General features: G+C 53.9%; 24 protein-coding genes. 13 read left to right on the forward strand and 11 right to left on the reverse strand.

Translation table 11 applies throughout. The features are described 5' to 3' along the window. From ulaD to ulaA, 4 genes are read right to left on the reverse strand one after another with little or no spacing between them, the layout of a single operon-like run. On the reverse strand, positions 1–651 hold the full coding sequence (gene ulaD, locus I6L58_RS10305) for a 3-keto-L-gulonate-6-phosphate decarboxylase UlaD (RefSeq protein ID WP_088208714.1): 651 nt from the start codon (positions 649–651) through the stop codon (positions 1–3). Positions 652–663: 12 nt separating this feature from the next. Further along, positions 664–1,131, reverse strand: a complete 468-nt coding sequence (ulaC, locus tag I6L58_RS10310; RefSeq protein ID WP_088208713.1) for a PTS ascorbate transporter subunit IIA — start codon at positions 1,129–1,131, stop codon at positions 664–666. Positions 1,132–1,140: 9 nt separating this feature from the next. Continuing rightward, positions 1,141–1,446 carry a PTS ascorbate transporter subunit IIB gene (gene ulaB, locus I6L58_RS10315; RefSeq protein WP_039265364.1) on the reverse strand — a complete coding sequence of 102 codons (306 nt, stop codon included), beginning with the start codon at positions 1,444–1,446 and terminating at the stop codon, positions 1,141–1,143. Between the two features lie 12 nt (positions 1,447–1,458). After that, positions 1,459–2,859, reverse strand: coding sequence for a PTS ascorbate transporter subunit IIC (gene ulaA / locus I6L58_RS10320; RefSeq protein ID WP_088208712.1), 1,401 nt, complete (start codon positions 2,857–2,859; stop codon positions 1,459–1,461). Between the two features lie 359 nt (positions 2,860–3,218). Here ulaA and ulaG point away from each other — a divergent pair, with 359 nt between their 5' ends. After that, entirely contained in the window at positions 3,219–4,283 is a 1,065-nt protein-coding gene (gene ulaG, locus I6L58_RS10325) for an L-ascorbate 6-phosphate lactonase (RefSeq protein ID WP_006178987.1), read from the forward strand. A 110-nt stretch (positions 4,284–4,393) separates the two neighbouring features. Continuing rightward, positions 4,394–5,149 carry an HTH-type transcriptional regulator UlaR gene (gene ulaR, locus I6L58_RS10330; RefSeq protein WP_006178986.1) on the forward strand — a complete coding sequence of 252 codons (756 nt, stop codon included), beginning with the start codon at positions 4,394–4,396 and terminating at the stop codon, positions 5,147–5,149. Here ulaR and yjfP read toward each other — a convergent pair. After that, complete coding sequence (gene yjfP, locus I6L58_RS10335; protein WP_006178985.1) at positions 5,146–5,868, reverse strand: esterase; 723 nt, start codon at positions 5,866–5,868, stop codon at positions 5,146–5,148. The genes ulaR and yjfP overlap by 4 nt on opposite strands. A 137-nt stretch (positions 5,869–6,005) precedes the next feature. On the opposite strand from yjfP, the gene bsmA reads away from it, so the two are divergent. From bsmA to I6L58_RS10350, 3 genes are all read left to right on the forward strand, one after another. Further along, entirely contained in the window at positions 6,006–6,335 is a 330-nt protein-coding gene (gene bsmA / locus I6L58_RS10340) for a biofilm peroxide resistance protein BsmA (protein WP_006178984.1), read from the forward strand. A 148-nt stretch (positions 6,336–6,483) separates the two neighbouring features. After that, the gene (gene yjfN / locus I6L58_RS10345; protein ID WP_167519818.1) at positions 6,484–6,759 is read left to right on the forward strand and encodes a DUF1471 family protease activator YjfN; all 276 of its coding nucleotides are present in this window, start codon (positions 6,484–6,486) and stop codon (positions 6,757–6,759) included. 171 nt (positions 6,760–6,930) lie between these two features. Beyond that, positions 6,931–8,862 carry a methyl-accepting chemotaxis protein gene (locus I6L58_RS10350; protein WP_088208711.1) on the forward strand — a complete coding sequence of 644 codons (1,932 nt, stop codon included), beginning with the start codon at positions 6,931–6,933 and terminating at the stop codon, positions 8,860–8,862. On the opposite strand, the gene I6L58_RS10355 is transcribed toward I6L58_RS10350, so the two are convergent. Then, complete coding sequence (locus tag I6L58_RS10355) at positions 8,859–10,481, reverse strand: isovaleryl-CoA dehydrogenase (protein WP_088208710.1); 1,623 nt, start codon at positions 10,479–10,481, stop codon at positions 8,859–8,861. The two genes, I6L58_RS10350 and I6L58_RS10355, sit on opposite strands and share 4 nt — an antisense overlap. A 193-nt stretch (positions 10,482–10,674) precedes the next feature. Between I6L58_RS10355 and I6L58_RS10360 the strand changes: the two genes are divergently transcribed. Beyond that, positions 10,675–11,949: an MFS transporter gene (locus tag I6L58_RS10360; protein WP_042322508.1), complete on the forward strand. Its 1,275-nt coding sequence runs from the start codon at positions 10,675–10,677 to the stop codon at positions 11,947–11,949. 82 nt (positions 11,950–12,031) lie between these two features. On the opposite strand, the gene rlmB is transcribed toward I6L58_RS10360, so the two are convergent. The 5 genes from rlmB to I6L58_RS10385 form a co-directional block, all read right to left on the reverse strand. After that, the gene (gene rlmB / locus I6L58_RS10365; RefSeq protein WP_006178978.1) at positions 12,032–12,763 is read right to left on the reverse strand and encodes a 23S rRNA (guanosine(2251)-2'-O)-methyltransferase RlmB; all 732 of its coding nucleotides are present in this window, start codon (positions 12,761–12,763) and stop codon (positions 12,032–12,034) included. Positions 12,764–12,832: 69 nt separating this feature from the next. Further along, entirely contained in the window at positions 12,833–15,274 is a 2,442-nt protein-coding gene (gene rnr, locus I6L58_RS10370) for a ribonuclease R (RefSeq protein WP_058609531.1), read from the reverse strand. Between the two features lie 38 nt (positions 15,275–15,312). Further along, positions 15,313–15,738 carry a nitric oxide-sensing transcriptional repressor NsrR gene (gene nsrR, locus I6L58_RS10375; protein WP_058609530.1) on the reverse strand — a complete coding sequence of 142 codons (426 nt, stop codon included), beginning with the start codon at positions 15,736–15,738 and terminating at the stop codon, positions 15,313–15,315. 193 nt (positions 15,739–15,931) lie between these two features. Further along, positions 15,932–17,230, reverse strand: coding sequence for an adenylosuccinate synthase (locus I6L58_RS10380; protein WP_088208709.1), 1,299 nt, complete (start codon positions 17,228–17,230; stop codon positions 15,932–15,934). Positions 17,231–17,333: 103 nt separating this feature from the next. Continuing rightward, complete coding sequence (locus I6L58_RS10385; RefSeq protein WP_058609529.1) at positions 17,334–17,531, reverse strand: DUF2065 domain-containing protein; 198 nt, start codon at positions 17,529–17,531, stop codon at positions 17,334–17,336. A 551-nt stretch (positions 17,532–18,082) separates the two neighbouring features. On the opposite strand from I6L58_RS10385, the gene I6L58_RS10390 reads away from it, so the two are divergent. The 7 genes from I6L58_RS10390 (at position 18,083) to I6L58_RS10420 (ending at position 24,518) form a co-directional block, all read left to right on the forward strand. Further along, complete coding sequence (locus tag I6L58_RS10390) at positions 18,083–18,658, forward strand: fimbrial protein (protein WP_058609528.1); 576 nt, start codon at positions 18,083–18,085, stop codon at positions 18,656–18,658. Positions 18,659–18,740: 82 nt separating this feature from the next. Beyond that, a complete protein-coding gene (locus I6L58_RS10395) occupies positions 18,741–21,386 on the forward strand; it encodes an outer membrane usher protein (RefSeq protein WP_088208708.1) in 2,646 nt (881 codons plus the stop codon). Positions 21,387–21,433: 47 nt separating this feature from the next. Continuing rightward, positions 21,434–22,132 carry a fimbria/pilus periplasmic chaperone gene (locus tag I6L58_RS10400; protein WP_254082162.1) on the forward strand — a complete coding sequence of 233 codons (699 nt, stop codon included), beginning with the start codon at positions 21,434–21,436 and terminating at the stop codon, positions 22,130–22,132. 18 nt (positions 22,133–22,150) lie between these two features. Next, on the forward strand, positions 22,151–22,648 hold the full coding sequence (locus I6L58_RS10405) for a fimbrial protein (RefSeq protein WP_088208706.1): 498 nt from the start codon (positions 22,151–22,153) through the stop codon (positions 22,646–22,648). Further along, the gene (locus I6L58_RS10410) at positions 22,645–23,121 is read left to right on the forward strand and encodes a fimbrial protein (RefSeq protein WP_088208705.1); all 477 of its coding nucleotides are present in this window, start codon (positions 22,645–22,647) and stop codon (positions 23,119–23,121) included. The genes I6L58_RS10405 and I6L58_RS10410 overlap by 4 nt, the downstream gene beginning before the upstream one ends. A 143-nt stretch (positions 23,122–23,264) precedes the next feature. Then, entirely contained in the window at positions 23,265–23,654 is a 390-nt protein-coding gene (locus I6L58_RS10415) for a fimbrial protein (RefSeq protein WP_254082156.1), read from the forward strand. Beyond that, positions 23,655–24,518 carry a StfH/YfcO family fimbrial adhesin gene (locus tag I6L58_RS10420; RefSeq protein WP_140418811.1) on the forward strand — a complete coding sequence of 288 codons (864 nt, stop codon included), beginning with the start codon at positions 23,655–23,657 and terminating at the stop codon, positions 24,516–24,518. It begins immediately after the preceding gene. The last annotated feature ends 18 nt before the right edge of the window (positions 24,519–24,536 follow it).

The raw sequence follows: 24,536 nt of genomic DNA on the forward strand, positions 1-24,536 counted from the left end.
TTAGCCCCAAAGCTGAGCGATTGAACGTTTGAACTGGCGCGCGGCTTCTACCGGAGACGCCGCATCACGGATGCTACGGCCCGCAATAAAGACGTGAATCGGAATGCCCTGGAACAGCGGCAGCTCTTCCAGCGCCAGGCCACCGGTCACGGTGACTTTAAAGCCCATGTCCGCCAGTCGTTTAATCGCGCTGATGTCGGCCTCGCCCCAGGCAACGCCCGCGGCCTGCGCATCGCGGCTGCGGTGATACACCACCTGTTGAATACCGGCATCGCGCCACTCCTGCGCCTGTTCCCAGGTCCAGAAGCCGGTCAGCTCAATCTGCACGTCGCCATTAAACTCTTTCGCCACGTCCAGCGCCCCTTTGGCGGTGTTGATATCCGCACAGCAGATCACGGTGACCCAGTCCGCGTTGGCTTCAAAACACATACGGGAGAGAATTTTGCCCGCATCGGCAATTTTGGCATCGGCCAGCACGATTTTGTGCGGATAAAGCGCTTTCAGGTCGCGAACGGCGCGGACACCTTCGCCCACGCACAGAATGGTGCCCACTTCAATAATGTCCACTTCTTCCGCAATCAGGCGGGTCGTTTCATAAGCGTGAGAGAGCGTCTGGTTGTCCAGCGCAACCTGCAACATCGGTAATGCCATGATAAATTCCTCTTAAACGGACGCCGCAGTGGCGTGATCAATTAAATCCAGGACGTCCTGCGCGGTACGGCAGGCACGTAAACGGTCAAAATTCGCTTCGTCATCAAACAGGTTGACGATCTGCATGATGCCGACCTCCTGATGGGTGTTGGCATCGACAGCCGCCATGGTGATCAGGATGTCGACCGGGTCGTTATCTTCATGGTTGAACGCCAGCGGCGTTTTCAGTGTTACCAGCGCAAAACCGGTTTTTTTGACGCCCTCTTCCGGACGTCCATGCGGCATCGCCAGCCCTGGCGCAATGACGAAATAGGGACCATGCTGCTCAACTCCGTCGAGGATCGCCTGGTAGTAGCGCGGCTCGACAACGTCGGCGTTAACCAACAGATCCACACCAAGCTTCACCGCCTCTTGCCATGTGCTGGCCTCGGCCTGTAAAAGAATGGAATTATTCTCTGCCAGCGAATCACGTAGTTTCATGTGGCGTCCTTACTTCACGTCTTGAGGGAAGTGTTCTTTGATCACGTCCAGCAGCTTTGGTCCAAAATCAGCCGGCGAGAGCATGTTGCGCACGCCCACCACATACTTGTTGCCCGTCACGGTGATTTCACCGGCGATATGGGTAGAGGCGATGATGATGTCCGCGCCGTTCAGTTCACTTTTGTATTCACCCACCGCGCAGCTGTTCACCGTGTGGTCAATGTTTGACTGGGTTAAAAACTGATCCACTTTCATCTTCATGATCATGGAGCTACCTTGCCCATTGCCACACACAGCCAGGATACGTACGGTCATAATCGAAACTCCTTAGTGAGCAGAAACTTCTGCTGTTTGTTTTTCCGCATCTTCTTCAGCTCGCAGCGTACGGCCAGCGAAGAACATATAAACCAGTGCAATCAGGATGATGACGGCCATAAAGACCAGCCCAACGGAGGCGAAGCCCTGCATCATTGGCGGCGCCAGAATTGACCAGTCGGCCATACCCATCCAGGCGCTCATGCCGGTGAGCTTGACCGCCCACACGCAGCCGAAGATCTCAACCATGCCCATCACCAGACAGATCTTGAGCGCCGCGCGCCAGCCGCCGAAGTGGTTCGCAAAGACGCCGATCGTGGCGTTGGAGAAGAACATCGGGATAAAGCCAGGAATGATCAGAATGGACGAGCCGCAGCCCACCAGGATACCCACCGCAATCAACTGACCGATGGTGCCCCACATAAAGCCCCAGACCACGGCGTTTGGCGCGAAGCTATAGATAGCTGCACAGTCAATTGCCAGCACTGCGCCAGGGATCAGCCGCTGAGAGATACCGTTAAAGGCCTCTGACAGTTCAGCGACGAACATGCGCACGCCCTGAGTGATGATGAAAATGGCGACGGCGAAGGAGAAACCGGTCTGCAGGATATAGACCGTCCAGTGGGTTTTGCCCGCCATCGCCTGCACCACGTCAATGCCAAAGGAGAGCAGAATGGCACCGAAGAAGATCGTCATTACAATTGCCGTCGAGACGATGTTGTCGTGGAAAATATTCAGCCAGCCGGGCAGCTTGAGGTCTTCGACGCTCTCCTCTTTTTTGCCCAGGTAAGGCGCAACTTTATAGGCGATCCATGAGGCAAACTGCTGCTGGTGGCCGATGGAGAAGCCGCAGCCGTCGGTCACTTCCTGGGTCGGCTTGTACATCATGTTGGAGGTGATGCCCCAGTAGAGCGACACCATCACCGCCGTGAAGATGATGGTGGTCCACATTGGGTAGCCGAAAATATAGAGGGAAACCGCAATCAGCCCCGCCTGCTGAAACATGATGTGGCCCGTCAGCATGATGGTGCGAATGCCCGTTATCCGGCGTAGCAGCACATAAATGATGTTCAGCGCCAGCGCGAGCAGAACCGCATAGCCCACCCAACTGTAGGCATCACCCATACGATCGATGGTCGCCATCATGGAAGCGTAAGTATCTGAGATCGCACCGTTAATGCCGTACACTTCCGACATTTTGGCCACCACCGGTTTAAAGGTGCCGGTCAAAATGCCCGACCCTGCCTGCAGCAGCATGAAACCGATAATGGTTTTGATGGTGCCTTTGATGATGACGCTAACGCTTTTACGCAGAAGGATGTAGCCCAGGCACGTCACGATACCCAGCAGCAGCGGGGCGTTGGTCATTACCTGATTGAAGAACACGGTAAAGACGTTGTAGAGGATCTCCATAACTCTCTCCAGAAAAGGGTAACACGAGGGGCAAACCCCGGGTGGTTGGTGCCATCACTCTATTAATCACAAATAATCACCACAAGATTGCATTTGATTATTTGTGACGCATCACGCAATTTATTTCCACATCAGCAGTAATGATTTTCACTTCCGATTTTAAAGAATAATTTTATCCTTAAATTTCATTGTATTAATCGTAAATACTTGATGTTTTAACAACTCAAAAACAGATCTCATAAGGAATTTACGGGAAAAATAGCTGTAATTTAGCCATTGCAAACCGAATCAAAGAGTGCCAGCATTAATCACATCAAATCACAATATGATTACTTTTGATTGAACGCAGGAGTCGAACGATGAGTAAAGTGAACACCATCACCCGTGAATCATGGATTCTGAGCACCTTCCCGGAATGGGGTTGCTGGCTGAATGAAGAGATTGAGCAGGAACAGGTTGCGCCTGGCACCTTTGCAATGTGGTGGCTCGGCTGCACGGGGATTTGGCTGAAATCTGAAGGCGGCGCCAACATTTGCGTCGATTTCTGGTGTGGGACAGGCAAACAGAGCCACGGCAACCCGCTGATGAAAAAGGGCCATCAGATGCAGCGCATGGCAGGCGTAGAAAAACTTCAGCCGAACCTGCGCACCACGCCGTTTGTGCTTGATCCTTTCGCCATTCGCCAGATCGACGCCGTGCTTTCCACTCACGATCATAACGATCACATCGACGTCAACGTCGCTGCCGCGGTGATGCAAAACTGCGCCGATGATGTTCCTTTCATCGGGCCACAGACCTGCGTCGATTTATGGATCGGCTGGGGCGTGCCAAAAGAGCGCTGCATCGTCATGAAACCGGGCGACGTGGTGAAAATCAAAGATACGGAGATCCACGCGCTGGATGCCTTTGACCGCACGGCGCTTATCACGCTGCCTGCCGACCAGAAAGCCGCAGGCGTGCTGCCGGACGGCATGGACGAACGTGCGGTGAACTACCTGTTCAAAACACCGGGCGGTTCGCTGTACCACAGCGGCGATTCACACTACTCCAACTACTACGCGAAGCACGGTAATGAGCATCAGATTGACGTTGCGCTCGGCTCCTACGGCGAAAACCCGCGCGGCATTACCGATAAAATGACCAGCGCCGATATGCTGCGCATGGCGGAAGCGCTGAATACCAAAGTGGTGATCCCGTTCCACCACGATATCTGGTCAAACTTCCAGGCCGATCCGCAGGAGATCCGCGTGCTGTGGGAGATGAAAAAAGATCGTCTGAAGTACGGCTTTAAGCCGTTCATCTGGCAGGTTGGCGGCAAGTTCACCTGGCCGCTGGATAAAGACAATCTTGAATATCACTATCCGCGCGGATTCGATGATTGCTTCACCATTGAACCAGACCTGCCGTTCAAATCATTCCTCTGATTGATGCGCCCCGTCGCCAGGCCCAAAGCCTGGCGATTTTCCATTTATCTTAGTAATTTCATGCTATTTCAAATATCATCTTTTCAAATCAATACTTATCGGAATAGCTCATGACGGAAGCGCAACGACATCAAATATTACTGGAACTCCTGGCGCAAACGGGGTTTATCACCGTCGAAAAAGTGATTGAACGTTTAGGGATTTCCCCCGCAACGGCACGGCGAGATATCAACAAGCTGGATGAGAGCGGCAAGCTCAAGAAAGTCCGTAACGGTGCAGAAGCCATCAGCCAACAGCGCCCGCGCTGGACGCCGATGAATATTCATCAGGCGCTGAATCATGATGAAAAAGTGCGTATCGCCAGAGCGGCGTCGCAGCTGGTTAACCCGGGCGAAAGCGTGGTGATTAACTGCGGTTCAACGGCGTTTCTGCTGGGCAGGGAAATGTGCGGTAAGCCGGTGCAAATCATCACCAACTATCTGCCGCTGGCCAACTACCTTATCGATCAGGAGCACGAAAGCGTGGTGATCATGGGCGGCCAGTATAATAAGAGCCAGTCGATCACGCTGAGCCCACAGGACAGTGAAAACAGCCTCTACGCCGGGCACTGGATGTTTACCAGCGGTAAAGGGCTAACCACCGACGGTTTGTATAAAACCGATATGCTGACCGCCATGGCAGAACAGAACATGCTTAACGTGGTCGGTAAGCTCGTTGTTCTGGTCGACAGCAGCAAAGTGGGCGAGCGCGCAGGTATGCTGTTCAGCCGGGCTGAGCAGATTGACATGGTGATCACCGGAAAAAGCGCTAACCCTGAGATCCTCCAGAAGCTGGAAGACCAGGGCGTAACGGTGCTGCGCGTTTAAAGATGCTGGCGGAAAAATGCCACGGTCGCGTCCAGCGCCGTCGGCGTAATGCGGTGCCGCACACCGGCTTCCCACAAACAGGTGAGATTGCTGTCCAGCCCTTCACGCTGTAACGCCTGCTGCAGACGGAACGTTTCGCCGGGCGGCACGACGTCGTCCGCATCGCCATGCCATAACAGCAGCGGACGATCGGCCAGCTGCGCCAGCGCATGGCTGACGTCCCATTCCGCCAGCAACCCTTCAATTTCCTGGGGTGCCTGCGGCGGGAAAAGCGTTTTCGCCAGCGTGGTAAAGTAACCCGATCCCATCAGGCAAGCCACGGCCCTCACCTCCGGATGGCGGGCCATAATGCCCAACGCCGTCATCCCGCCCATGGAGGCTCCCGCGACCGCCAGGCGGTCATCCGCCACCAGCCCTGACTGACGAAGCGCATCACGCAGCCCGGCGAATTCCGTGAGATTGCCGTGCAGGATGTGCCAGAACTGACCAAGCCGGGCCGCCTCGTTACCTGTGAATCGCGCGCCGTGGTCGGGGGCATCCGGCATCACGACGCGAAAACCCGCCTGCGCCAGCGCCACGGCAAAATAGCTGTATACCAGCTTCGATGAGGTAAACCCATGGTAAAAAACCACGGTGGGCAGCGGGTGTTCACCTTTTCCGGCGGGAAAAGCGTGTAATATTTCATTATCGCCGAGGCGTCGTGTTTCAAGTTCAATCATTGTCACTCCTGGGCTACCGGATGATTCATAATGTTGAGAACTGGGTTACGGTTTCACGATATTTTCATTCGAAAATTACGCCCCAGCTAACACTTCGGGAACATTCCCCCAAAACTAAATTTACAGACAACTACACTATGGCTATCAGGAAACGAGATATGGTTATGCGCAGGTTTGCTGCTTTATTGCTGGTCTCTCTGCTTGGCGGCTGTAGCGCGCTGCAGGGGACACCACAACCCGCTCCGCCGGTCACCGATCGCCCGCAGGAAATTCGTCGTAATCAGACGGAAGGATTACAACGAATGGGCACCGTCTCTGCGATGGTGCGCGGTTCCCCGGACGACGCGGAGGAGGCAATCAGAGCACAAGCCGTCGCCGCCAAAGCAGATTATTACGTCATCATTATGGTCGACGAAACCATTATTACGGGACAGTGGTACTCGCAGGCCATTTTATACCGTAAATAACGGCGATCATTTGAACGACATTTACACTGCTTTGCGTCCATAGACATTTTCCTGTCCACAATAAACTCCATGCCAGCAACAATGGAAGTGAGTTTATTCGCGAAGGATTGCCCGGCGGATACCGGAGACATGTGAAATGGAGCTGACAATGAAACGAACTCTTGCTTTAACCTCTCTGTTGCTCTCAGCGGGCCTTGTAAGCACGACCGCGCAGTCGGCGGAATTCGCCAGCGCAGATTGCGTAACGGGTCTGAATGAGATTGGTCATATCTCCGTAAATAATATTTCGGGAAGTCCACAAGATGTTGAACGTGTCGTTGCATTAAAAGCCGATGAGCAGGGTGCATCGTGGTATCGCATTATCCAGATGCAGGAAGACCATCATGTCGATCACTGGCGAGTACAGGCCATTCTCTATGCATAATCCCTCCCAGTAAAAGCCACTTATTTTTAGTGGCTTTTCATTTTTGCAAATCTTTCATCACCTTATAAGCCATTAATAAAACAAATAAATAACATCCAGTTACATTTATAGAGTAAATGTTAGCCCTGCTCTGCCGTTGAAAAGCCATACCTTTTTAATAATGAGCAATTTATGATCAGTTTTTTCCGCCGTGCAGGCCTGGGCACTAAGCTATCGCTGCTGACCGGCGTGAGCGTCGCCATTCTGTTTCTGCTGTTCACTTTTCTTCTCAGCCATAAGGCCAGCCAGCAGCTGGAATCACTGGCCGTTGAGGATCTGCATAATCAGTCCACCGGCATGGTGGATATGGTCGAGATGTTCAACACCAGCCTGAGCGAAGAGGTCGAAAGTTATACCCGGCTTTTCACCACCTTTCTTCCGCAACCGTTACATGTCGATTCCGCCGAGAGCAGGACGATCAACGGATTAACCGTTCCCCTGCTGAAAGGCGGCGAGACCGGGCTGCATGATAACAATGCCCTTTCCGACGACTTCCTCAATCGAACCGGTGCGATTTCGACGCTGTTTGTCCGCAGCGGTAATGACTTTATCCGTGTCGCCACGTCCCTGCGCAAAGAGAATGGCGAACGCGCAATGGGTACCGTGCTGGATACCACCAGCCCGGCGTTTGCCGCCGTCACCAAAGGGGAAGTGTACCGTGGGCTGGCGCTGCTTTTCGGCAAGCGTTATATCACCCAGTATCAGCCCGTCAAAAACAGTGACGGCCAGGTGATCGGCATTATTTTTGTCGGGGTGGATATCACCCACTCCTGGGACGTCATGCGCGAGAAAATCCTTAACCGTCGCCTCGGTGAAAGTGGACACTTTTTCGTTCTCGATCGCAGCACCGGGAAGACCCGCGGGCAATACCTGTTCCACAACAGCGAAGAGGGACAATTGCCCAAATGGGATAGCGCCACGCAACAGCAGTTGCTGAGCGATACCGCCGGTACGCTGGAGCGGATCAGTGATGATGGCCGCACGCTCAAAATGGCCTACACCCCGCTTCCGGGCTGGAACTGGACCATCGTGGGCGAGGTGGATAAAGCAGTACTGCTCTCAAACGTGAATCACCTGCGCGATCGCTTCTTGCTGGCGGGCGTGGCGTTATCGGTGCTGTTTGCAGGGCTGTTCGTCATGATTATCCGTCGCATGCTTACGCGCCCGTTACGCAATGTGATCCACCTTGCCCGCCTGTACGCGGCAGGCGATCTGCGGGCAAACCTGCCAGTGACGCGCCAGGATGAGGTCGGCCAGCTGATCGCGGCGATCAACGGTATCGGGGATGGCCTGCAAAAGATCGTTATTCAGGTCCGTGAGGCCGCAGGCGACATTCGGACCGGAACCAACGCGCTGGCCAACGATAGCGGCGAGATTTCAGAGCAGATCAACAAGCAGGCCAGCAGCGTAGAAGAGACCTCCGCCAGCATGGAGCAGCTGGCCGCGACGGTGCAGCAAAATGCGGCCAACATGGAGCAAACGCAGCAGCTCGTCGCAGAGACGTCGCGCGCGGTGCATCAGGGCGGTGAAACGGTCACCCACGCCGTTGCCACCATGGATGATATTCGTGACGCGTCAAAACGCATTGAAGATATCACGCGCGTGATCGAGTCAATCGCTTTCCAGACCAACATCCTGGCCCTCAATGCGGCAGTCGAAGCGGCAAGGGCGGGCGAGCATGGCAAAGGTTTCGCGGTGGTCGCGCAGGAGGTCCGCGCCCTGGCGGCACGCAGCGCCAACGCGGTGAAAGAGATTGAGCAGCTGATTGGCGACACGCTGAACAAAGTGAGCGAGGGGCACGCGCTTTCCGAGCAGACGCGCCTGGCGATGGATGCCATCATCGTTCACATCGATAACATCAGCCAGCTGGTGACTGAAATTAACCATGCCTCCCGCGAACAGTCCGCCGGGATTGGCCAGGTTAACCTGGCCATGACCCACATTGGTGAAGCGTCGCACATCAACGCCGATCGCGTTTCACGCAGCGAGCAAACCGCACACGCGCTGCGCGAGCAAGGATCGCACCTCGCCCGGCTGGTAAGCCTGTTCCAGCTGAAAGATTAACCCACCCTGCCCGTGGCGCGCAGCAGCAGGTCATTTTGCACCTGTTCGCTCATCAGCGTTCCGCCACGGGTATCCAGCATCATGCGACACCACGCCTGCGCCATCGGCGGCGAGGCGTGCCGCAGCATCTGGCTTCCCGCGCCCAGCAAACTGAGCTGGCGGGCAATCTCCCTGCCCTGCGCCTCCTGAGGCTTACGCAGTTTCTGCTGTAGCTGCCGCCAGCTGCGATCGAAGTGGCGATCCTGCCCTTTTACCTGGGCGAAGTCGTCGCTGAGCAGGTCGAGCATTCCCGGCTGCTTCGTCAGGACCCGCAGCACGTCCAGGCACATAATGTTCCCGGAGCCTTCCCAGATGCTGTTCACCGGCATTTCCCGGTACAGGCGTGGCAGTTCGTTATCTTCGCAGTAGCCTGTCCCCCCCAGCACTTCCATCGCTTCCGCCACAAAGGGAATGCCTGCCTTGCATACGCTGAATTTCGCGGCCGGAGTGAAAAGCCGCGCCCAGGCCATCTCCTGCGGATCGGCGCGCTTATCCCATGCGCGGGCAAGACGAAACAGCAGCGCGGTTTGCCCCTCCAGCACCAGCGCCATCCGGCTAAGCACCTCGCGCATCAGAGGCTGGTCGATCAGGTTTTTTCCAAACGTCTGCCGCTGATGGGCATGATACAGCGCCACCGAAAGCGCCCTGCGCATAAGCCCGTGGCTACCGAGCGCGCAGTCGAAGCGCGTCAGCCCGCCCATTTTGAGGATTTGCCGAACCCCTTCCCCCTCCTCGCCCAGCAGCCAGCCGGAGGCATCCAGAAACTCGGCCTCGCTGCTGGCATTAGAGCGGTTACCCAGCTTGTCCTTCAGGCGCTCCAGGCGCACGGCGTTGCGCTGTCCGTCAGGCAAGAAACGCGGAACAAAAAAGCAGGATAAACCGCCCTTCGCCTGCGCCAGCACCAGATGAGCATCGCTTTGTGGGACGGAGAAAAACCATTTGTGGCCCACCAGCCGGTAGCTGCCGTCACTGCATTTTTCCGCCTTCGTGGTATTGCTCAGCACGTCGGAGCCGCCCTGTTTTTCCGTCATCCCCATACCGATAAGCAGCCCCCGTTTCTGCCCACCGGGGGCCAGATGCGGATCGTAACGGTCACCGAGCAGCGGGTTTCGCCAGCTTTCGAAGGGCTTGGGCAGCGCCTGCAGCAGCAGCGGCGTGGCGGCAAAGGTCATGGTGATAGGGCAAAGCGTGCCCGCTTCCACCTGCGCATGCAGCACAAAGCGTGCAGCCCGGGCGACGAAGGAGCCTTTACGCGCCTCCTCTTCCCACGCCAGGTTATGCACCCGGTTGGCGCACAGCCCCTGCATCAGCAGGTGCCACGCGGGGTGGAAACGGACGTCGTCAAGCCGTCCGCCCATCGCATCATAACGCAGCAGTTCGGGCGGGTTCACGTTGGCCAGCCTGCCCAGCTCCAGCGATTCCGCCGTGCCCAGCTGCTGCCCAATGCTGGCGAGAAGATCCATGTCCCATTCGGCACCTTCGCGCGCCACCGCGTCGCGCAGGGCGCAGTCCGAGAGGAAAAGATTGCTGTTAGAGAGCGGGGAAGGTTGATTGAAAACGGTGTGAGTCTGCCAGTGCATACTGTCTCCCTCCTTCAGTGGCAATGAAGATAAGTATGGACAGAGCGCCTGCGGGCTGCATGGGAGTCGGGTCACATGCTGGCGATCGCATTGAAAGGCTTCGTGAAATAGCTCACAGAACATAAGAATAAACTATTTCATGGTAGCGCTTTTGTTGAATAATTTATTCTTACTCTTTTCTGCGAGGATCGTTATGCAACCGGATGCGCACAAGCGTGCATTAATTGCAGGCTCCATAGGTAACTTCATCGAGTGGTACGAGTTTGCGGTCTACGGTTTCCTGGCGACCGTGATTGCGAAGAATTTTTTCCAGCTCGACGGTGAAACGGGGCTAACCAGCCTGATCCTCACCTACGCCTCGTTTGCCATCGCCTTCTTCTTTCGCCCGCTGGGCGCGGTGGTGTTTGGCCGTATTGGCGACAAGATTGGCCGTAAACCGACGCTGATTATCGTGCTGGTCCTGATGACGCTCGCCACTGCCGCCATCGGTATTGTGCCGGTCTATGCCAGCATCGGGATTGCCGCACCGCTGATCATCACCCTGCTTCGCATCCTGCAGGGGCTGTTTGCCGGAGGGGAATACGGCGGGGCCGTGTCACTGATGACCGAGTTCGCACCACGCGGCAAGCGCGGCCTGTACGGCGCGTGGCAGTCCTTCACCGTGGCGCTGGGGCTGTTAGCGGGTGCGGGCATTGTGGCGCTGCTCTCCGTACTGCTCACTCCCGAGGCGCTCCACGACTGGGGATGGCGCATTCCGTTCTTCCTCGCGCTGCCTATGGGCGCGGTTGCGCTGTGGCTGCGGGTCAGTATGGAAGAGACGCCAAGTTTTGTGCAGCAAAAAGAGAAACCGGCTGTCGCTCAGGCCGACACTGCGGCTACGCTTAGGGCCATCGTGACGGGCATTGGCCGGGTCATGGTGTGGTCCGCGGCGGGCTATACCTACCTGGTGATCATGCCAACCTATCTGCAGTCGGCCCTGCATACCGGGTTCAATCAGGCGCTGCTGATTGCGGTGATTTCAAATATTGGCTTTGCGCTCACCATCATTCCGTCGGGGATCCTGAGCGATAAGATAGGACGCCGTACGGTGATGATTATCGCCGCCGCGCTGCTGCTGATCCTCGCCCTTCCGCTGCTCAACATCCTGCAGGCGGAGTCGAGCACGCTGGCCGTCAAAGCCATCGTGGTGCTAATTGCAGGCGGTCTGGTGGGGATGCTGGCGGGCCCAGGTCCGGCCATGCTCTCGGAGATGTTCCCGACGCGCGTGCGCTATACCGGGCTTGGGCTGGCCTATTCCCTGTCGAATGCGATTTTCTCAGGCTGTGCGGGCTTAATCATTACCAGTCTGATTAAAGAGACGGGCAATCTTGATATTCCGGCCTATTACGTAATGGCAACGGCGGTGGTGAGCATCGTGGCGCTGATGACATTGAGGAAGGATGACCATTTGCGGGCATTAGAGGAGTGAGGTTGTTTTGCCGGGTGGCGGCTTCGCCTTACCCGGCTTACAAAACCGTAGGCCCGGTAAGCGAAGCGCCACCGGGCGAAAATCAACTACGCTGACGCACCGCTTCAAACAGGCAGATGCCCGTCGCGACGGAGACGTTCAGCGACGACACGCTACCAGCCATCGGAATGCTGATCAGCTCGTCACAGTGCTCGCGCGTCAGGCGACGCATGCCTTCTCCTTCTGCGCCCATCACCAGCGCCATGCGGCCGGTCATCTTGCTTTGGTACAGGGTGTGATCCGCTTCGCCAGCCGTACCGACGATCCAGATATTCTCTTCCTGCAGCAGACGCATGGTGCGCGCCAGGTTGGTCACGCGGATCAGCGGTACGTTTTCCGCCGCGCCGCAGGCCACTTTTTTGGCCGTCGCGTTCAGCTGCGCTGAGCGGTCTCTTGGTACGATCACCGCGTGGACGCCCGCCGCATCGGCGCTGCGCAGGCACGCGCCGAGGTTGTGCGGATCGGTCACGCCATCAAGGATCAGGAAGAACGGGTTATCCAGCCCGGCAATCAGATCCGGCAGATCGTTTTCCTGGTACTGACGGCCCGGCTTCACGCGCGCAATAATGCCCTGGTGAACCGCGCCTTCACTTTTCTCATCCAGGTACTGACGGTTCGCCAGCTGGATCACCACGCCCTGCGCTTCCAGCGCGTGGATCAGCGGCATCAGACGTTTGTCTTCACGCCCTTTCAGAATAAACACTTCCTGAAAACGCTCCGGCGCGCGCTCCAGCAGGGCCTGCACCGCGTGGATGCCGTAAATCATTTCACTCATTGATGGTTCTCATTATGACAATGCTTGTCCCCCTCCCTTTTCGGGAGAGGGTCAGATTAGCAGAGTAGTTTACTCCGCCTGCTGTTTCTTCGCAGCGCGTTTTGCTTTGGTAGCGGCCGCGATTTTCTGGGTTTTGGTAGAAGGCTTCTTCGCTTTCCGGGCATCTTTCTTCGCTGCCTTCGGCTTCTGTTTCTTCTCGCCACGGAAGGCACTGTCCGGCTCAAAGTTTACCTTTTTACCGGCCTGACGGCGTTTACCACCCGCGTTGCCGTTGCCACCTTTTTTCGCTCTTTCACGCTCGGTTTTGCCGACGTTACGCGGCGCACGCTCGCTGGAGATCAGGCTGAAGTCGATTTTACGGTCGTCCATATTGACGGCTTCAACTTTCACTTCCACGCGGTCGCCCAGGCGATAGGTCTGGCCACCGGATTCGCCAATCAGGCGCTGGCCCACCTGGTCGAAGCGGTAGTAGTCGTTATCCAGGCTGGAAACGTGCACCAGACCGTCGATAAACAGCTCATCCAGACGCACGAAGAACCCAAAGCCGGTCACGCTGGCAATCACGCCTTTAAAGACGTTGCCGACCTGATCCAGCATAAAGTCACACTTCAGCCAGTCAGCCACATCACGCGTGGCTTCGTCGGCGCGGCGTTCAGCCATGGAGCAGTGCTGACCAAGCTGCAGCATCTCGTCCATCGAGTAGTGATAGCCGCCGGTTTCGGTGGTGTTACCTTTGTGACCCTGCTCCTGAGCCAGCAGATACTTGATGGCGCGGTGCAGAGAGAGGTCCGGATAACGACGGATCGGCGAGGTAAAGTGCGCGTAAGACTGTAGCGCCAGGCCAAAGTGGCCCCGGTTTTCCGGATCGTAAATCGCCTGCTTCATGGAACGCAACAGCATGGTTTGCAGCATTTCTGCATCCGGGCGGTCGCCAATGGACTCCAGCAGCTCGGCGTAATCACGCGGCTCTGGCTTGTTGCCGCCAGGCAGTTCCAGTCCTAATTCGGACAGAACGGTGCGGAACGAATTCACTGCTTCCGTCGTCGGCTTATCGTGGATACGGAACAGCGCAGGCTCTTTGGCTTTCTCAACGAAACGTGCCGCTGAGATGTTCGCCAGGATCATGCACTCTTCAATCAGCTTATGCGCATCGTTGCGCTGGGTCTGCTCGATGCGCTCGATACGACGCTCGGCGTTGAAGATAAACTTCGCCTCTTCGCTCTCAAACGAAATCCCGCCGCGCTCTTCGCGCGCCTGATCCAGCGTTTTGTAGAGGTTATGCAGCTCTTCGATGTGCTTGACCAGCGGCGCGTACTGTTCGCGCAGATCCTGGTCGCCCTGCAGCATATGCCAGACCTTGGTATAGGTCAGGCGCGCGTGCGAGCTCATCACCGCTTCGTAGAATTTGTAGCCGGTTAAGCGGCCCTTGGTCGAGATGGTCATTTCGCAGACCATACACAGACGATCAACCTGCGGGTTCAGCGAGCAGAGGCCATTGGAGAGCACTTCCGGCAGCATCGGCACAACCTGTGACGGGAAGTAGACCGAGGTTCCACGGCTGCGCGCTTCGTTGTCCAGCGGGGTATTCGGACGCACATAGTAACTGACGTCGGCAATCGCAACCCACAGACGCCAGCCGCCACCGCGTTTCTTCTCGCAGTATACGGCATCATCGAAGTCGCGGGCGTCTTCGCCATCGATGGTCACCAGCGGCAGGGCGCGCAGATCCACGCGGCCCACTTTGGACTCTTCCGGCACTTCTTCACGCAGGTTTTCGATTTGCTCTTCAACCGCTTTCGGCCAGACGTACGGGATCTCATGGGTACGCAGCGCCATATCGACGGCCATACCGGTGCCCATGTTATCGCCCAGCACTTCGACGATTTTACCTACCGCTTTGGTACGGCGGGTTGGACGCTGGGTGAGTTCAACCACCACCACAAAGCCCATGCGCGCGCCCATCACCTCTTCAGGCGGGATCAGGATGTCGAAGCTCAGACGGCTGTCGTCCGGCACCACAAAGCCCACGCCTGCATCGGTAAAGTAGCGACCCACAATCTGGCTGGTTTTCGGTACCAGCACGCGCACCACGCGCGCCTCACGGCGGCCTTTACGATCGGCCCCCAGCGGCTGCGCCAGGATCTGATCGCCGTGGATACACATCTTCATCTGTTCGGATGAGAGATAGAGATCGTCTTTACGGCCTTCCACGCGCAGGAAGCCAAAGCCATCGCGATGTCCAATGACCGTGCCTTTCAGCAGATCGAGACGTTCAGGCAGGGCGTAGCACTGGCGGCGGGTAAAGACCAGTTGCCCGTCGCGCTCCATGGCGCGCAGGCGGCGGCGAAGGGCTTCGGTTTGCTCTTCACCTTCAATGTTTAATTCAACGGCAAGTTCTTCACGATTGGCGGGTTTTTCGCGTTTGGTTAAGTGTTCAATGATGAACTCGCGGCTGGGGATAGGATTCGCGTATTTTTCGGCTTCGCGTTCCTGGAAAGGATCATGTGACATGTCGGTTCCTCCGTTGTCAGCTCCGGTGGAAATTTTCTTCATTCCACCAGCAATAATTTATAAAGCGGTTGATTCTCTTCAACCAAATCGGCCAGCGTGTAGTTATCCAGTTCCTTGAGAAAACTTTGCACGGCCTGAGAAAGCGCCTGTTTCAGGCGACAAGCGGGGGTGATGTGGCAAAATGCGCTGCTGCAGTTCACCAGAGACAAGGGCTCCAGTTCACGTACCACATCCCCAACACGAATACTCTGCGCCGGTTTACCCAGGCGGATCCCACCATTCTTCCCGCGGACGGCAGCAACGTATCCGGCACGACTAAGTTGATTGATTATTTTGACCATATGATTACGGGACACGCCGTATACCTCTGTGACTTCAGAGATACTTGTCATTTTCCCGGCGGGTAACGACGCCATGTAAATGAGCGCGCGTAAGCCGTAATCGGTGAAACTTGTTAACTGCACATCAACCTCAGGAAATAAGGAAAAACGCGGTCAAACCGCAGAGATATTCATTAATGATGATAAACCAGCCAGCCAGGTAGCGGCTAATTTATTTGACAGACGGGGCGAAAAAGCGGATATCCAGGAGGGGTCGCCGGATGGCGCTACGCTTATCCGGCCTACGGGTCACCCCGCAGGCCAGCAGTCACGAAGATTATGCGTCGAACGGGTCGCGCAGGATCATCGTTTCAGTACGATCCGGGCCGGTAGAAATAATATCGATCGGCACTTCGGTCAGTTCTTCAATACGCTTGATGTAATCCAGCGCCGCCTGCGGCAGGCCGCTACGCTCTTTCACACCGAAGGTGGTCTCAGACCAGCCCGGCATGGTTTCGTAGATTGGCTCGATGCCTTCCCAGTCGTCAGCAGCCAGCGGCGTGGTGGTCACTTCGCGGCCATCTGGCATACGGTAACCTACGCAGATTTTCACCTCTTTCAGGCCGTCCAGCACGTCCAGCTTGGTCAGGCAGAAGCCAGACAGGGAGTTGATCTGCACGGCACGACGTACGGCAACCGCGTCCAGCCAGCCGGTACGACGACGACGACCGGTGGTCGCGCCAAACTCGTTACCCTGCTTGCACAGGAGCTCGCCAGTTTCATCAAACAGCTCGGTCGGGAATGGACCTGCACCCACACGCGTGGAGTACGCTTTGATGATACCCAGAACGTAATCCACATAACGTGGACCCAGACCAGAGCCGGTCGCCACGCCACCTGCGGTGGTGTTAGAGGAGGTCACGTACGGATAGGTACCGTGGTCGATGTCCAGCAGCGTACCCTGCGCACCCTCGAACATGACGAAATCGCCACGCTTGCGCGCCTGGTCCAGCAGATCGGAAACATCAACAACCATACCGGTCAGGATGTCAGCAATCGCCATGACGTCATCCAGCACTTTCTGGTAGTCAACGGCGTCAGCTTTATAGAAGTTAACCAGCTGGAAGTTGTGATATTCCATCACTTCTTTCAGTTTTTCAGCAAAGGTCGCTTTATCGAAGAGGTCGCCGACGCGCAGACCGCGACGTGCTACTTTGTCTTCGTAAGCCGGGCCGATACCACGACCGGTCGTCCCGATCGCTTTCGCGCCACGCGCTTTTTCACGTGCCACATCCAGCGCCACGTGATAATCCAGGATCAGCGGGCAGGCTTCGGAGAGCAGGAGACGCTCGCGAACAGGAATACCACGGTCTTCCAGACCTTTCATCTCTTTCATCAGGGCAGCAGGAGACAGCACGACGCCGTTACCGATGATGCTGGTGACGTTTTCGCGAAGAATGCCTGATGGAATAAGATGGAGGACGGTTTTTTCACCGTTGATTACGAGAGTATGGCCTGCGTTGTGACCGCCCTGATAGCGTACAACATATTTAGCCCGTTCAGTCAGAAGATCAACGATCTTCCCTTTACCTTCGTCACCCCATTGGGTGCCCAGTACGACGACGTTGTTACCCATTTTTTCAAAATCACCGATTGCTTAAAAATGGATTCTACCATCGCTTTTTCAGATATACAGCACTTTTTGACCCTAAAACATGCCAAATCCGACCACTTTTTGATCAGCCAATCGTTTTCCTCAACATGTAGTAGATAACGATCCCGGCAACCACAAGAGCACCACCAAATCGACGCAACGTATTTTCTGGCAAGTGTGTCATCGCCAGAATCATCTTTTTCCACGCACGGGGATAGAGCATCGGCCCGAGACCTTCCAATACTAAAACCAGAGCAAGCGCCAGCAAGATGTGTGAGTTCACGCGACTATCCTTCTTACTATTATCGAATCGTATCCGTTGTCATGCCTGTGACTGTAACATACCTTGGCCCTCATTTTTCCTGCGCTTTTTCCGTTTAAAATATGAACAACCCAGAAAGATACACTTAAATAATAGATATAAAAGACAATTTATATTTATTTAACAAATATACTCCTGGGATATTATTTTAAGCCAGGTAATCATGAGTAAAATCATAAAGTATGTCAGACTTAACCCATAGCATACTCCCCAGTATAAATATTATTTGATGTTCAAAATCCATAAAGATTACTTAAAATACATGTAAGTAATTGTTGATTGTAACAATCAGTGATACAGATTATTCTTGTAAAATAATATTAAATACACTTAGTTCATGAGGATTTACATTAACTAAGTTATTTATCTCTTTTCAAAGTGTTCCCCTCCCCTTCTTCCGATCGGGTCATGAATTGCTTTCAAAGATGCTGGAGACTGAGGCATACCTCCACTTGGTTATCAATAACCGCATATTTATTAATGCCTGTTTTTTAATACATTAAGGATGAAAAATGAAAAACGTTGTTAAAACGACGCTCGCTGCTGCGTTGGTTTTGGGTAGTGCAATGTCTGTCGCTCAGGCAGAGGAAACTACAACAGGCGCCAACGATGGTACCGTGACGTTTGTCGGCAAAATCGTAGAATCTCCATGCTCTATTAAGATTGGAGACGAAAACCAGACCATTAGTTTGGGCGAAAACCTGGGTACTGCATCACTGAAAGCAGGCCTGACACAGAAAGTTGATTTTGACATTGAACTCGTAAACTGCGTATTTGACGCTCAGACAAATATGTCCATTGTCTTTAACGCAAATGGTAACGAATCTACTACCCACGCCGGTAACCTGGCTTTAATGGGTGCTGGCGGTGAAATGAAAGGCGCCTACATTGTGATGGCTGACAGCAAAGGTACCGAACTGCGTATGGGTACAGCAGCAACCCAGCTCATGAAGAAAGATACAGCGGGTAAAGCTATGGCCGATCAAACCCTGCGTTTCAAAGCATGGGTTCAGGGCGATACTGCTGCGGCAACTGTCGACACGGGTGAATTTTCCAGCATGACCAGTTTCCAGATTACGTACCTGTAATAAACATATTCCCCTGCTGCATGATGCGGCAGGGGAATATGAAACAACATGACATCGCAATGTCGAAGGAATAATTCATACTATGCCGCCCGGTCCTCATTTCAGCCTCAAAAGTTTGACAAATGTCATAGCGTTTACGCTTGCCTGTCAATCATATATTGGCCTGGCGGAAGAAAACGTAGAATTCAATACCCAATTCCTGGAATCTCAGGAAGGGGCGAGTTATGACATTAGCCGTTTTTCTCGCAAAGGATATGTATTACCAGGTTCTTACGATCTCCAGGTTTTTATAAATAATAGCGCCCTGCCAGATGAGCATACCATTATGTGGTACGCTGCGGACGATTCGTCAAAAAATAGCTTTGCGTGTCTGTCACCTCAATTGGTCTCCTTATTAGGTATTCAACCCGCACTGACAGAAAAATTCATTTGGATTAAAGATGGCGCCTGCCTGAAACCTGGGCAGTTAGACGGCATGGAAATTGAAGCCGATCTCAGCCATTCCGCATTAAATATCACGCTTCCTCAGGCTTACCTTGAGTACACCGATAAAAATTGGGATCCCCCGTCGCGCTGGGATAACGGCGTTTCAGGTATTCTTTTTGACTATAACGTTAACGCTGACCATGAACATCGCATGGATGGCAGCGGTAATGAGCATGATATCAGCGGTAACGGTACAGTAGGTGCGAATATCGGCGCATGGCGTTTACGCGCTGACTGGCAAGGAAATTATCAGCGTCTGGATGACCAAACATACCAACAGTGGAACTGGAATCGCTACTATGCGTATCGTGCTCTGCCCAGTCTTAGCGCGCAGCTGACGCTGGGTGAAGATTATCTGCAGTCAGATATCTTTGACAGTTTCAACTATGCTGGGGCCAGCATACGTACAGACGACCAGATGCTGCCTCCCAATCTTCGAGGCTATGCGCCGGACATCATTGGCGTCGCCAGGAGTGTCGCTAAGGTCATTGTTAGCCAACAAAATCGTGTTCTGTATGAGAAGCAGGTACCGGCAGGGCCTTTCCATATCCAGGATATCAGCCAGTCGACCACGGGCGATCTGCACGTACGCGTCGAAGAACAAGACGGCAACGTTCAGGAATATGATGTCACCACGGCCTCTATCCCGTTCCTGACCCGCCTGGATCAGGTTCGCTATAAAGCGGCAGTGGGTCGACCACAAAGCTGGGACCTTCATATGGAAGGATCCCCCTTTGGCGTTGGAGAAGCGTCCTGGGGGATCGCTAACGGATGGTCGTTATACGGTGGAATGATTGGCGAACAAGATTATCAGGCACTGGCATTGGGTGTGGGCCGCGATCTGGCTATCCTCGGTGCACTCGCCGTTGATGTGACAAACTCCCGTACACACCTGACCGAAGACACCGGTTATGGGACCGGGACGTTGCAGGGCAATTCTTTCCGCATCAGCTATGCCAAAAACTTCGACGAACTGCACAGCCGTCTCTCCTTTGCGGGTTACCGCTTTTCTGAAGAAAAGTTCATGACGATGAATGAGTCTCTTGACGCTCGCAATGGCGAAAATATTCGCGCGGGTCACGATAAAGAGATGTTCACCATGAGTTACAACCAGAATTTCATCGGACCTGGGCTGAACATGTATTTCAACTGGACGCAACGAACCTATTGGGATCGTCAGGACCAGAATAACTACAACGTTATGGTTTCTAAATATTTTGATATCAGCCGTATCAGAAATATCAGCCTGTCGCTCAACGCTTTTCGCAATGAATTCGATAATGAAAAAGATGACGGTCTCTATTTATCGCTGAGTGTACCCTTGGGTGATAACCGCACGCTAAGCTACAGCGGTTCATTCGACGATAACTCTACCTCGAACCGGGTTGGCTATTATGAGCAACTTGATAACCATAACAACTACCAGGTTAATGTTGGTCAGTCAGAACATGCCACATCGGTGGATGGTTACTATCGCCACACAGGTAGCTATGCCGATGTGGATATGAATGCCAGCTATGTGGATGGAGACTATTCATCGGTGGGATTATCCCTAACCGGCGGCGCAACGTTAACCACCCAGGGTGGCGCGCTACACCGTACGTCAATCCCCGGCGGTACGCGCCTGCTTGTGGACACCAGCGGCGTCCCGGATATCCCGGTTGGCGGTTACAGCGATCCGGTTTACACCAACCGCTTTGGCAAGGCCATTATATCCGATGTTAACGACTACAATCGGAACGATATCCGCATCGACATTGATCACCTCCCGGAGAATGCTGAGGCCTTGCGTTCAATTGCTCAGGCAACGCTCACGTCCGGCGCAATTGGCTATCGTCAGTTTGATGTGATCAGCGGCGTGAAAGCCATGGCGGTACTGCGCATGAGTAATGGTAGCCACCCACCGCTTGGTGCAGAGGTAAAAAACCATCGCCAACAGCAGGTAGGGCTGGTAGATGAAAATGGCAGCGTCTATCTGGTGGGCGTTAACCCCGGCGAGAAAATGCAGGTTTCATGGAATGGCGACGATCATTGCGAGATCGCGCTTCCAACCCCACTCCCGAATGACCTGTTTAATGGTGTGTTTTTACCCTGCCGCAACGATAAACCCGTCGGTCCAAACACGCCGGTGCAAACCATTCCGGCCATTCAGCAACAAACGAATCGGCTTAAGCTGCCCCCTACCCCCGAAAATATTTCCGGGACACCAGCTCACGCCACCTCCTCAGGAAAAGCACTATGAAGATTTTTCATTCACGTACCGTAAAACTCATCGCAGGTAGCCTGCTGATGTCCACACTTGCGGCTCAGGCCGCCGTCGTTCCTGACAGAACGCGCGTGATTTTCCGCGGCGATCAAAAATCGGTCAGCATCACGCTAAGAAACGACAACCAATCGCTGCCGTATCTGGCGCAAGCATGGATCGAGACCAGTACAGGACAAAAGATCAGCTCGCCACTGACGGTACTGCCGCCCGTTCAACGAATTGAACCCACGGCCACCGGTCAGGTAAAAGTACAGGGAATGCCTGGATTGGCCTCTTTGCCGCAGGATCGCGAGACGATGTTCTATTTCAACATCCGCGAAATCCCGCCGAAGAGCAGCAAACCTAACGTATTGCAAATCGCTCTTCAAACGCGGATTAAGCTGTTTTATCGTCCCGCGGCGCTGCCTGCGTTGGATCCCCAGCATCCGTGGCAACATCAGCTGACGCTTACCCGAACCAGCGACAGCTATACGGTGAAGAACCCCACGCCGTATTTCGTGGTCATCAGCAGTGCCGGTCCCAGCAAGGATAAAACTGCCGCTGGCTTTGAGCCCATTATACTCGCCCCCTTCGCCAGCCAGCCGCTGAAGGTGAAATCTGCCGATCTCGGCAGCGAACCTGTTCTGGGATACGTAAATGACTACGGCGGACGTCCTTCTTTGTACTTCACATGCGCAGCGAATACGTGCAGCGTAAATGAAGAAAAAAGTCTGAAGAAATAGTCGCAGGAGAATTATGAAATGCTGCGCACTGTCATCTGGAGTCTGATCATCGTGTTCATCAGCGCAAACACAGTATGTTTTGCCGGCAGTAAATACGTCGATATGTCGCTTACGGTATTAATTAATGTTCCTATTCCCTGCGTCATCAACGGCGGAACGGTGGAATTTGGAAACGTTGTCACCACCAAAGTGGACGGTGGACACTATACACAGCCCGTGAACTACGCAATGGATTGTCAGACGAGGATAAGTGATTATCTCAAGCTGCAGTTACAGGGCGAGACGACCGTCATTAATGGCGAGCAGGTGCTCAAAACCAACATTGAGGGCTTTGGGCTGCGCTTACAGAATAAAGCGGATAAAACAGTGATTAAGCCAGGCACAACCGACTGGCTTAACTTTACTTATACTCAGGCCGCTCCCGAACTGGAAGTCGTGCCAGTGAAGGAAGCATCGACATCACTTCAGGCGGCTGAGTTTAATGCCACCGCAACAATGGTGGTCGATTACCAATGAAACCATTGATGCTTGTATTACTCTTCGTTTTCACGCATGACGCCATGGCCAGTGCCGATGTCAACTTTCACGGTTATCTTGTGAACCCGCAACAATGCGTCATTAGCAACAATGAAACCATTGAAGTTCCTTTCGCTGAAATGCAGATCGATGATATCAATGGCATTAACTACATGAAGGAAATCCCTTACACCATCGACTGTGATTCGACGGTCCGTGATGCATACATGACCATGACGTTAACGCTAATGGCGACGCAGTCCGACTTTAACGATGCCGCCGTCAATACCGATATTAACGGTCTTGGAATAAAAATAACTCATGATGATCAACCTTTTACCATCGGCACAGCGCTTACTATTAATCCAGCGACGCAGCCGGTGCTGAAGGCTGTGCCGATTAAAAAAAATGGCGTTACGCTTCCTGAGGGCAACTTTGAAGCATGGGCAACGCTTCAGGTGGACTATCAATGATACATCGAATAACAGCACGACTCCTGATGGGCGGGCTATTGCTGTGTGGGGGGCTTCAGCCCCTGTTTGCAGCGACGGATAACCTTCATTTTAGTGGAACCTTGCTGACCACCTTTTGTAAACCCGTGATACATGGAGAAACGTTGGGTGAGGTCGTGTTTCCAGAAATGGCTGCGCCGGATTTAATGTTGCGCGGTCAATCGGCACGCGCAAAGCTGGTTATTTCGCTTAAAGACTGCAGTGGACCAACGCTGAAAAACGGCCTACGGGTGACATTTTCAGGCTCAGAAGAACAGGCGCTGCCGGGGTTTCTGGCCCTTGATAGCGGATCGACCGCCAGTGGTTTTGCGATTGGGCTTGAAACATTAGCAGGCACGCAAGTGTTGTTCAATCGTCCGGCGGGGGCAACGTTCGCGTTAAATCCGGGCAGTAACGAACTGATCCTGAACGCATGGCTACAAACCGTTTCCGGGACTCGGGTGATGCCAGGTACTTTTATCGCAACGGCAACCGCCACGTTTGAGTATTTATAAATGAAAAAATTACCTGCATTATTTATTCTTTTTTCGCTTATGTTGACGATGTTATTCACATCATCAGCAATGGCGACTACCGATAACCTGAAAAGCCAAACGCACTTTCTCGTTTATTTTGCTTATCTTAAAAGCCCCAGTGTTCAAGCTAATATTCAACTTCACGTGGCGTTCCCATCCTCTAATTCCACTGAAAATGGTCTTTACGATGCAACCGATGCTGTCGAGAGAGGATTAGGCACGCCCACTTTAATTTCCTGGAGCAGCTCTCATCTCCCTAAAATAGAGATACTCCGTGCTCAAAAGAATGACATTGCCTCATCGCACTGCCCTGGAATTGACACCACCCTGTGGGCATGCGGCAGTTTAGATGTTTCGTACTCCGTACACTTTGAGGGTCAGGATTGCCCATGGAATATCGCGCAATATACCGTGAGTATCGATCCCTCTACCGGAAAATCGTGGACATCGCCTCCAACACGCGAAACGGCTTGCCCGACGGTGCCTGTCGCCACCTACGATATCTCCTGGAGTAAAGACCAGGTTCAACATGAAAAACAACTGATTCTAACCCCCAATGGCGGCAGGGTAGAAACGATATTACAAACCTATTTAATGGAAGGGGGTCAGTTGTGCGATGGTAGCCAGATGAACGATCGTGGTGTCTATTGTCGCTACGTTTCTACCGGTGTTTCCGTCAGTGTGTTGGGTTGCGACGATCCCCGCGTCACCACCAGTATTTCTAAACACCCCATGACCGACACTGAGCTTTATGATATTCAGGTGCAGGCAGACACCCAGCACCTTGGCGCGGGTTTATTCAGTACGACCTGTAATTTTCGTTATCTGATCGATGAATTGTAACCAGGCGCAGACCTTACA

Origin of the sequence: Enterobacter cancerogenus (assembly GCF_019047785.1) — a bacterium.
Classification (GTDB): domain Bacteria; phylum Pseudomonadota; class Gammaproteobacteria; order Enterobacterales; family Enterobacteriaceae; genus Enterobacter; species Enterobacter cancerogenus.

What these genes read in the sequence shown, in the direction of transcription:
- I6L58_RS10380 (WP_088208709.1), bottom strand. Translation starts at nt 17,230, where the DNA reads ATGGGTAACAACGTCGTCGTACTGGGCACCCAATGGGGTGACGAAGGT.
- yjfN (WP_167519818.1), top strand. Translation starts at nt 6,484, where the DNA reads ATGAAACGAACTCTTGCTTTAACCTCTCTGTTGCTCTCAGCGGGCCTT.
- ulaB (WP_039265364.1), bottom strand. Translation starts at nt 1,446, where the DNA reads ATGACCGTACGTATCCTGGCTGTGTGTGGCAATGGGCAAGGTAGCTCC.
- ulaC (WP_088208713.1), bottom strand. Translation starts at nt 1,131, where the DNA reads ATGAAACTACGTGATTCGCTGGCAGAGAATAATTCCATTCTTTTACAG.
- rnr (WP_058609531.1), bottom strand. Translation starts at nt 15,274, where the DNA reads ATGTCACATGATCCTTTCCAGGAACGCGAAGCCGAAAAATACGCGAAT.
- I6L58_RS10350 (WP_088208711.1), top strand. Translation starts at nt 6,931, where the DNA reads ATGATCAGTTTTTTCCGCCGTGCAGGCCTGGGCACTAAGCTATCGCTG.
- I6L58_RS10390 (WP_058609528.1), top strand. Translation starts at nt 18,083, where the DNA reads ATGAAAAACGTTGTTAAAACGACGCTCGCTGCTGCGTTGGTTTTGGGT.
- I6L58_RS10410 (WP_088208705.1), top strand. Translation starts at nt 22,645, where the DNA reads ATGAAACCATTGATGCTTGTATTACTCTTCGTTTTCACGCATGACGCC.
- I6L58_RS10355 (WP_088208710.1), bottom strand. Translation starts at nt 10,481, where the DNA reads ATGCACTGGCAGACTCACACCGTTTTCAATCAACCTTCCCCGCTCTCT.
- rlmB (WP_006178978.1), bottom strand. Translation starts at nt 12,763, where the DNA reads ATGAGTGAAATGATTTACGGCATCCACGCGGTGCAGGCCCTGCTGGAG.
- I6L58_RS10405 (WP_088208706.1), top strand. Translation starts at nt 22,151, where the DNA reads ATGCTGCGCACTGTCATCTGGAGTCTGATCATCGTGTTCATCAGCGCA.
- ulaD (WP_088208714.1), bottom strand. Translation starts at nt 651, where the DNA reads ATGGCATTACCGATGTTGCAGGTTGCGCTGGACAACCAGACGCTCTCT.
- ulaA (WP_088208712.1), bottom strand. Translation starts at nt 2,859, where the DNA reads ATGGAGATCCTCTACAACGTCTTTACCGTGTTCTTCAATCAGGTAATG.
- bsmA (WP_006178984.1), top strand. Translation starts at nt 6,006, where the DNA reads ATGGCTATCAGGAAACGAGATATGGTTATGCGCAGGTTTGCTGCTTTA.
- ulaG (WP_006178987.1), top strand. Translation starts at nt 3,219, where the DNA reads ATGAGTAAAGTGAACACCATCACCCGTGAATCATGGATTCTGAGCACC.
- I6L58_RS10420 (WP_140418811.1), top strand. Translation starts at nt 23,655, where the DNA reads ATGAAAAAATTACCTGCATTATTTATTCTTTTTTCGCTTATGTTGACG.
- I6L58_RS10360 (WP_042322508.1), top strand. Translation starts at nt 10,675, where the DNA reads ATGCAACCGGATGCGCACAAGCGTGCATTAATTGCAGGCTCCATAGGT.
- yjfP (WP_006178985.1), bottom strand. Translation starts at nt 5,868, where the DNA reads ATGATTGAACTTGAAACACGACGCCTCGGCGATAATGAAATATTACAC.
- ulaR (WP_006178986.1), top strand. Translation starts at nt 4,394, where the DNA reads ATGACGGAAGCGCAACGACATCAAATATTACTGGAACTCCTGGCGCAA.
- I6L58_RS10395 (WP_088208708.1), top strand. Translation starts at nt 18,741, where the DNA reads ATGCCGCCCGGTCCTCATTTCAGCCTCAAAAGTTTGACAAATGTCATA.
- I6L58_RS10400 (WP_254082162.1), top strand. Translation starts at nt 21,434, where the DNA reads ATGTCCACACTTGCGGCTCAGGCCGCCGTCGTTCCTGACAGAACGCGC.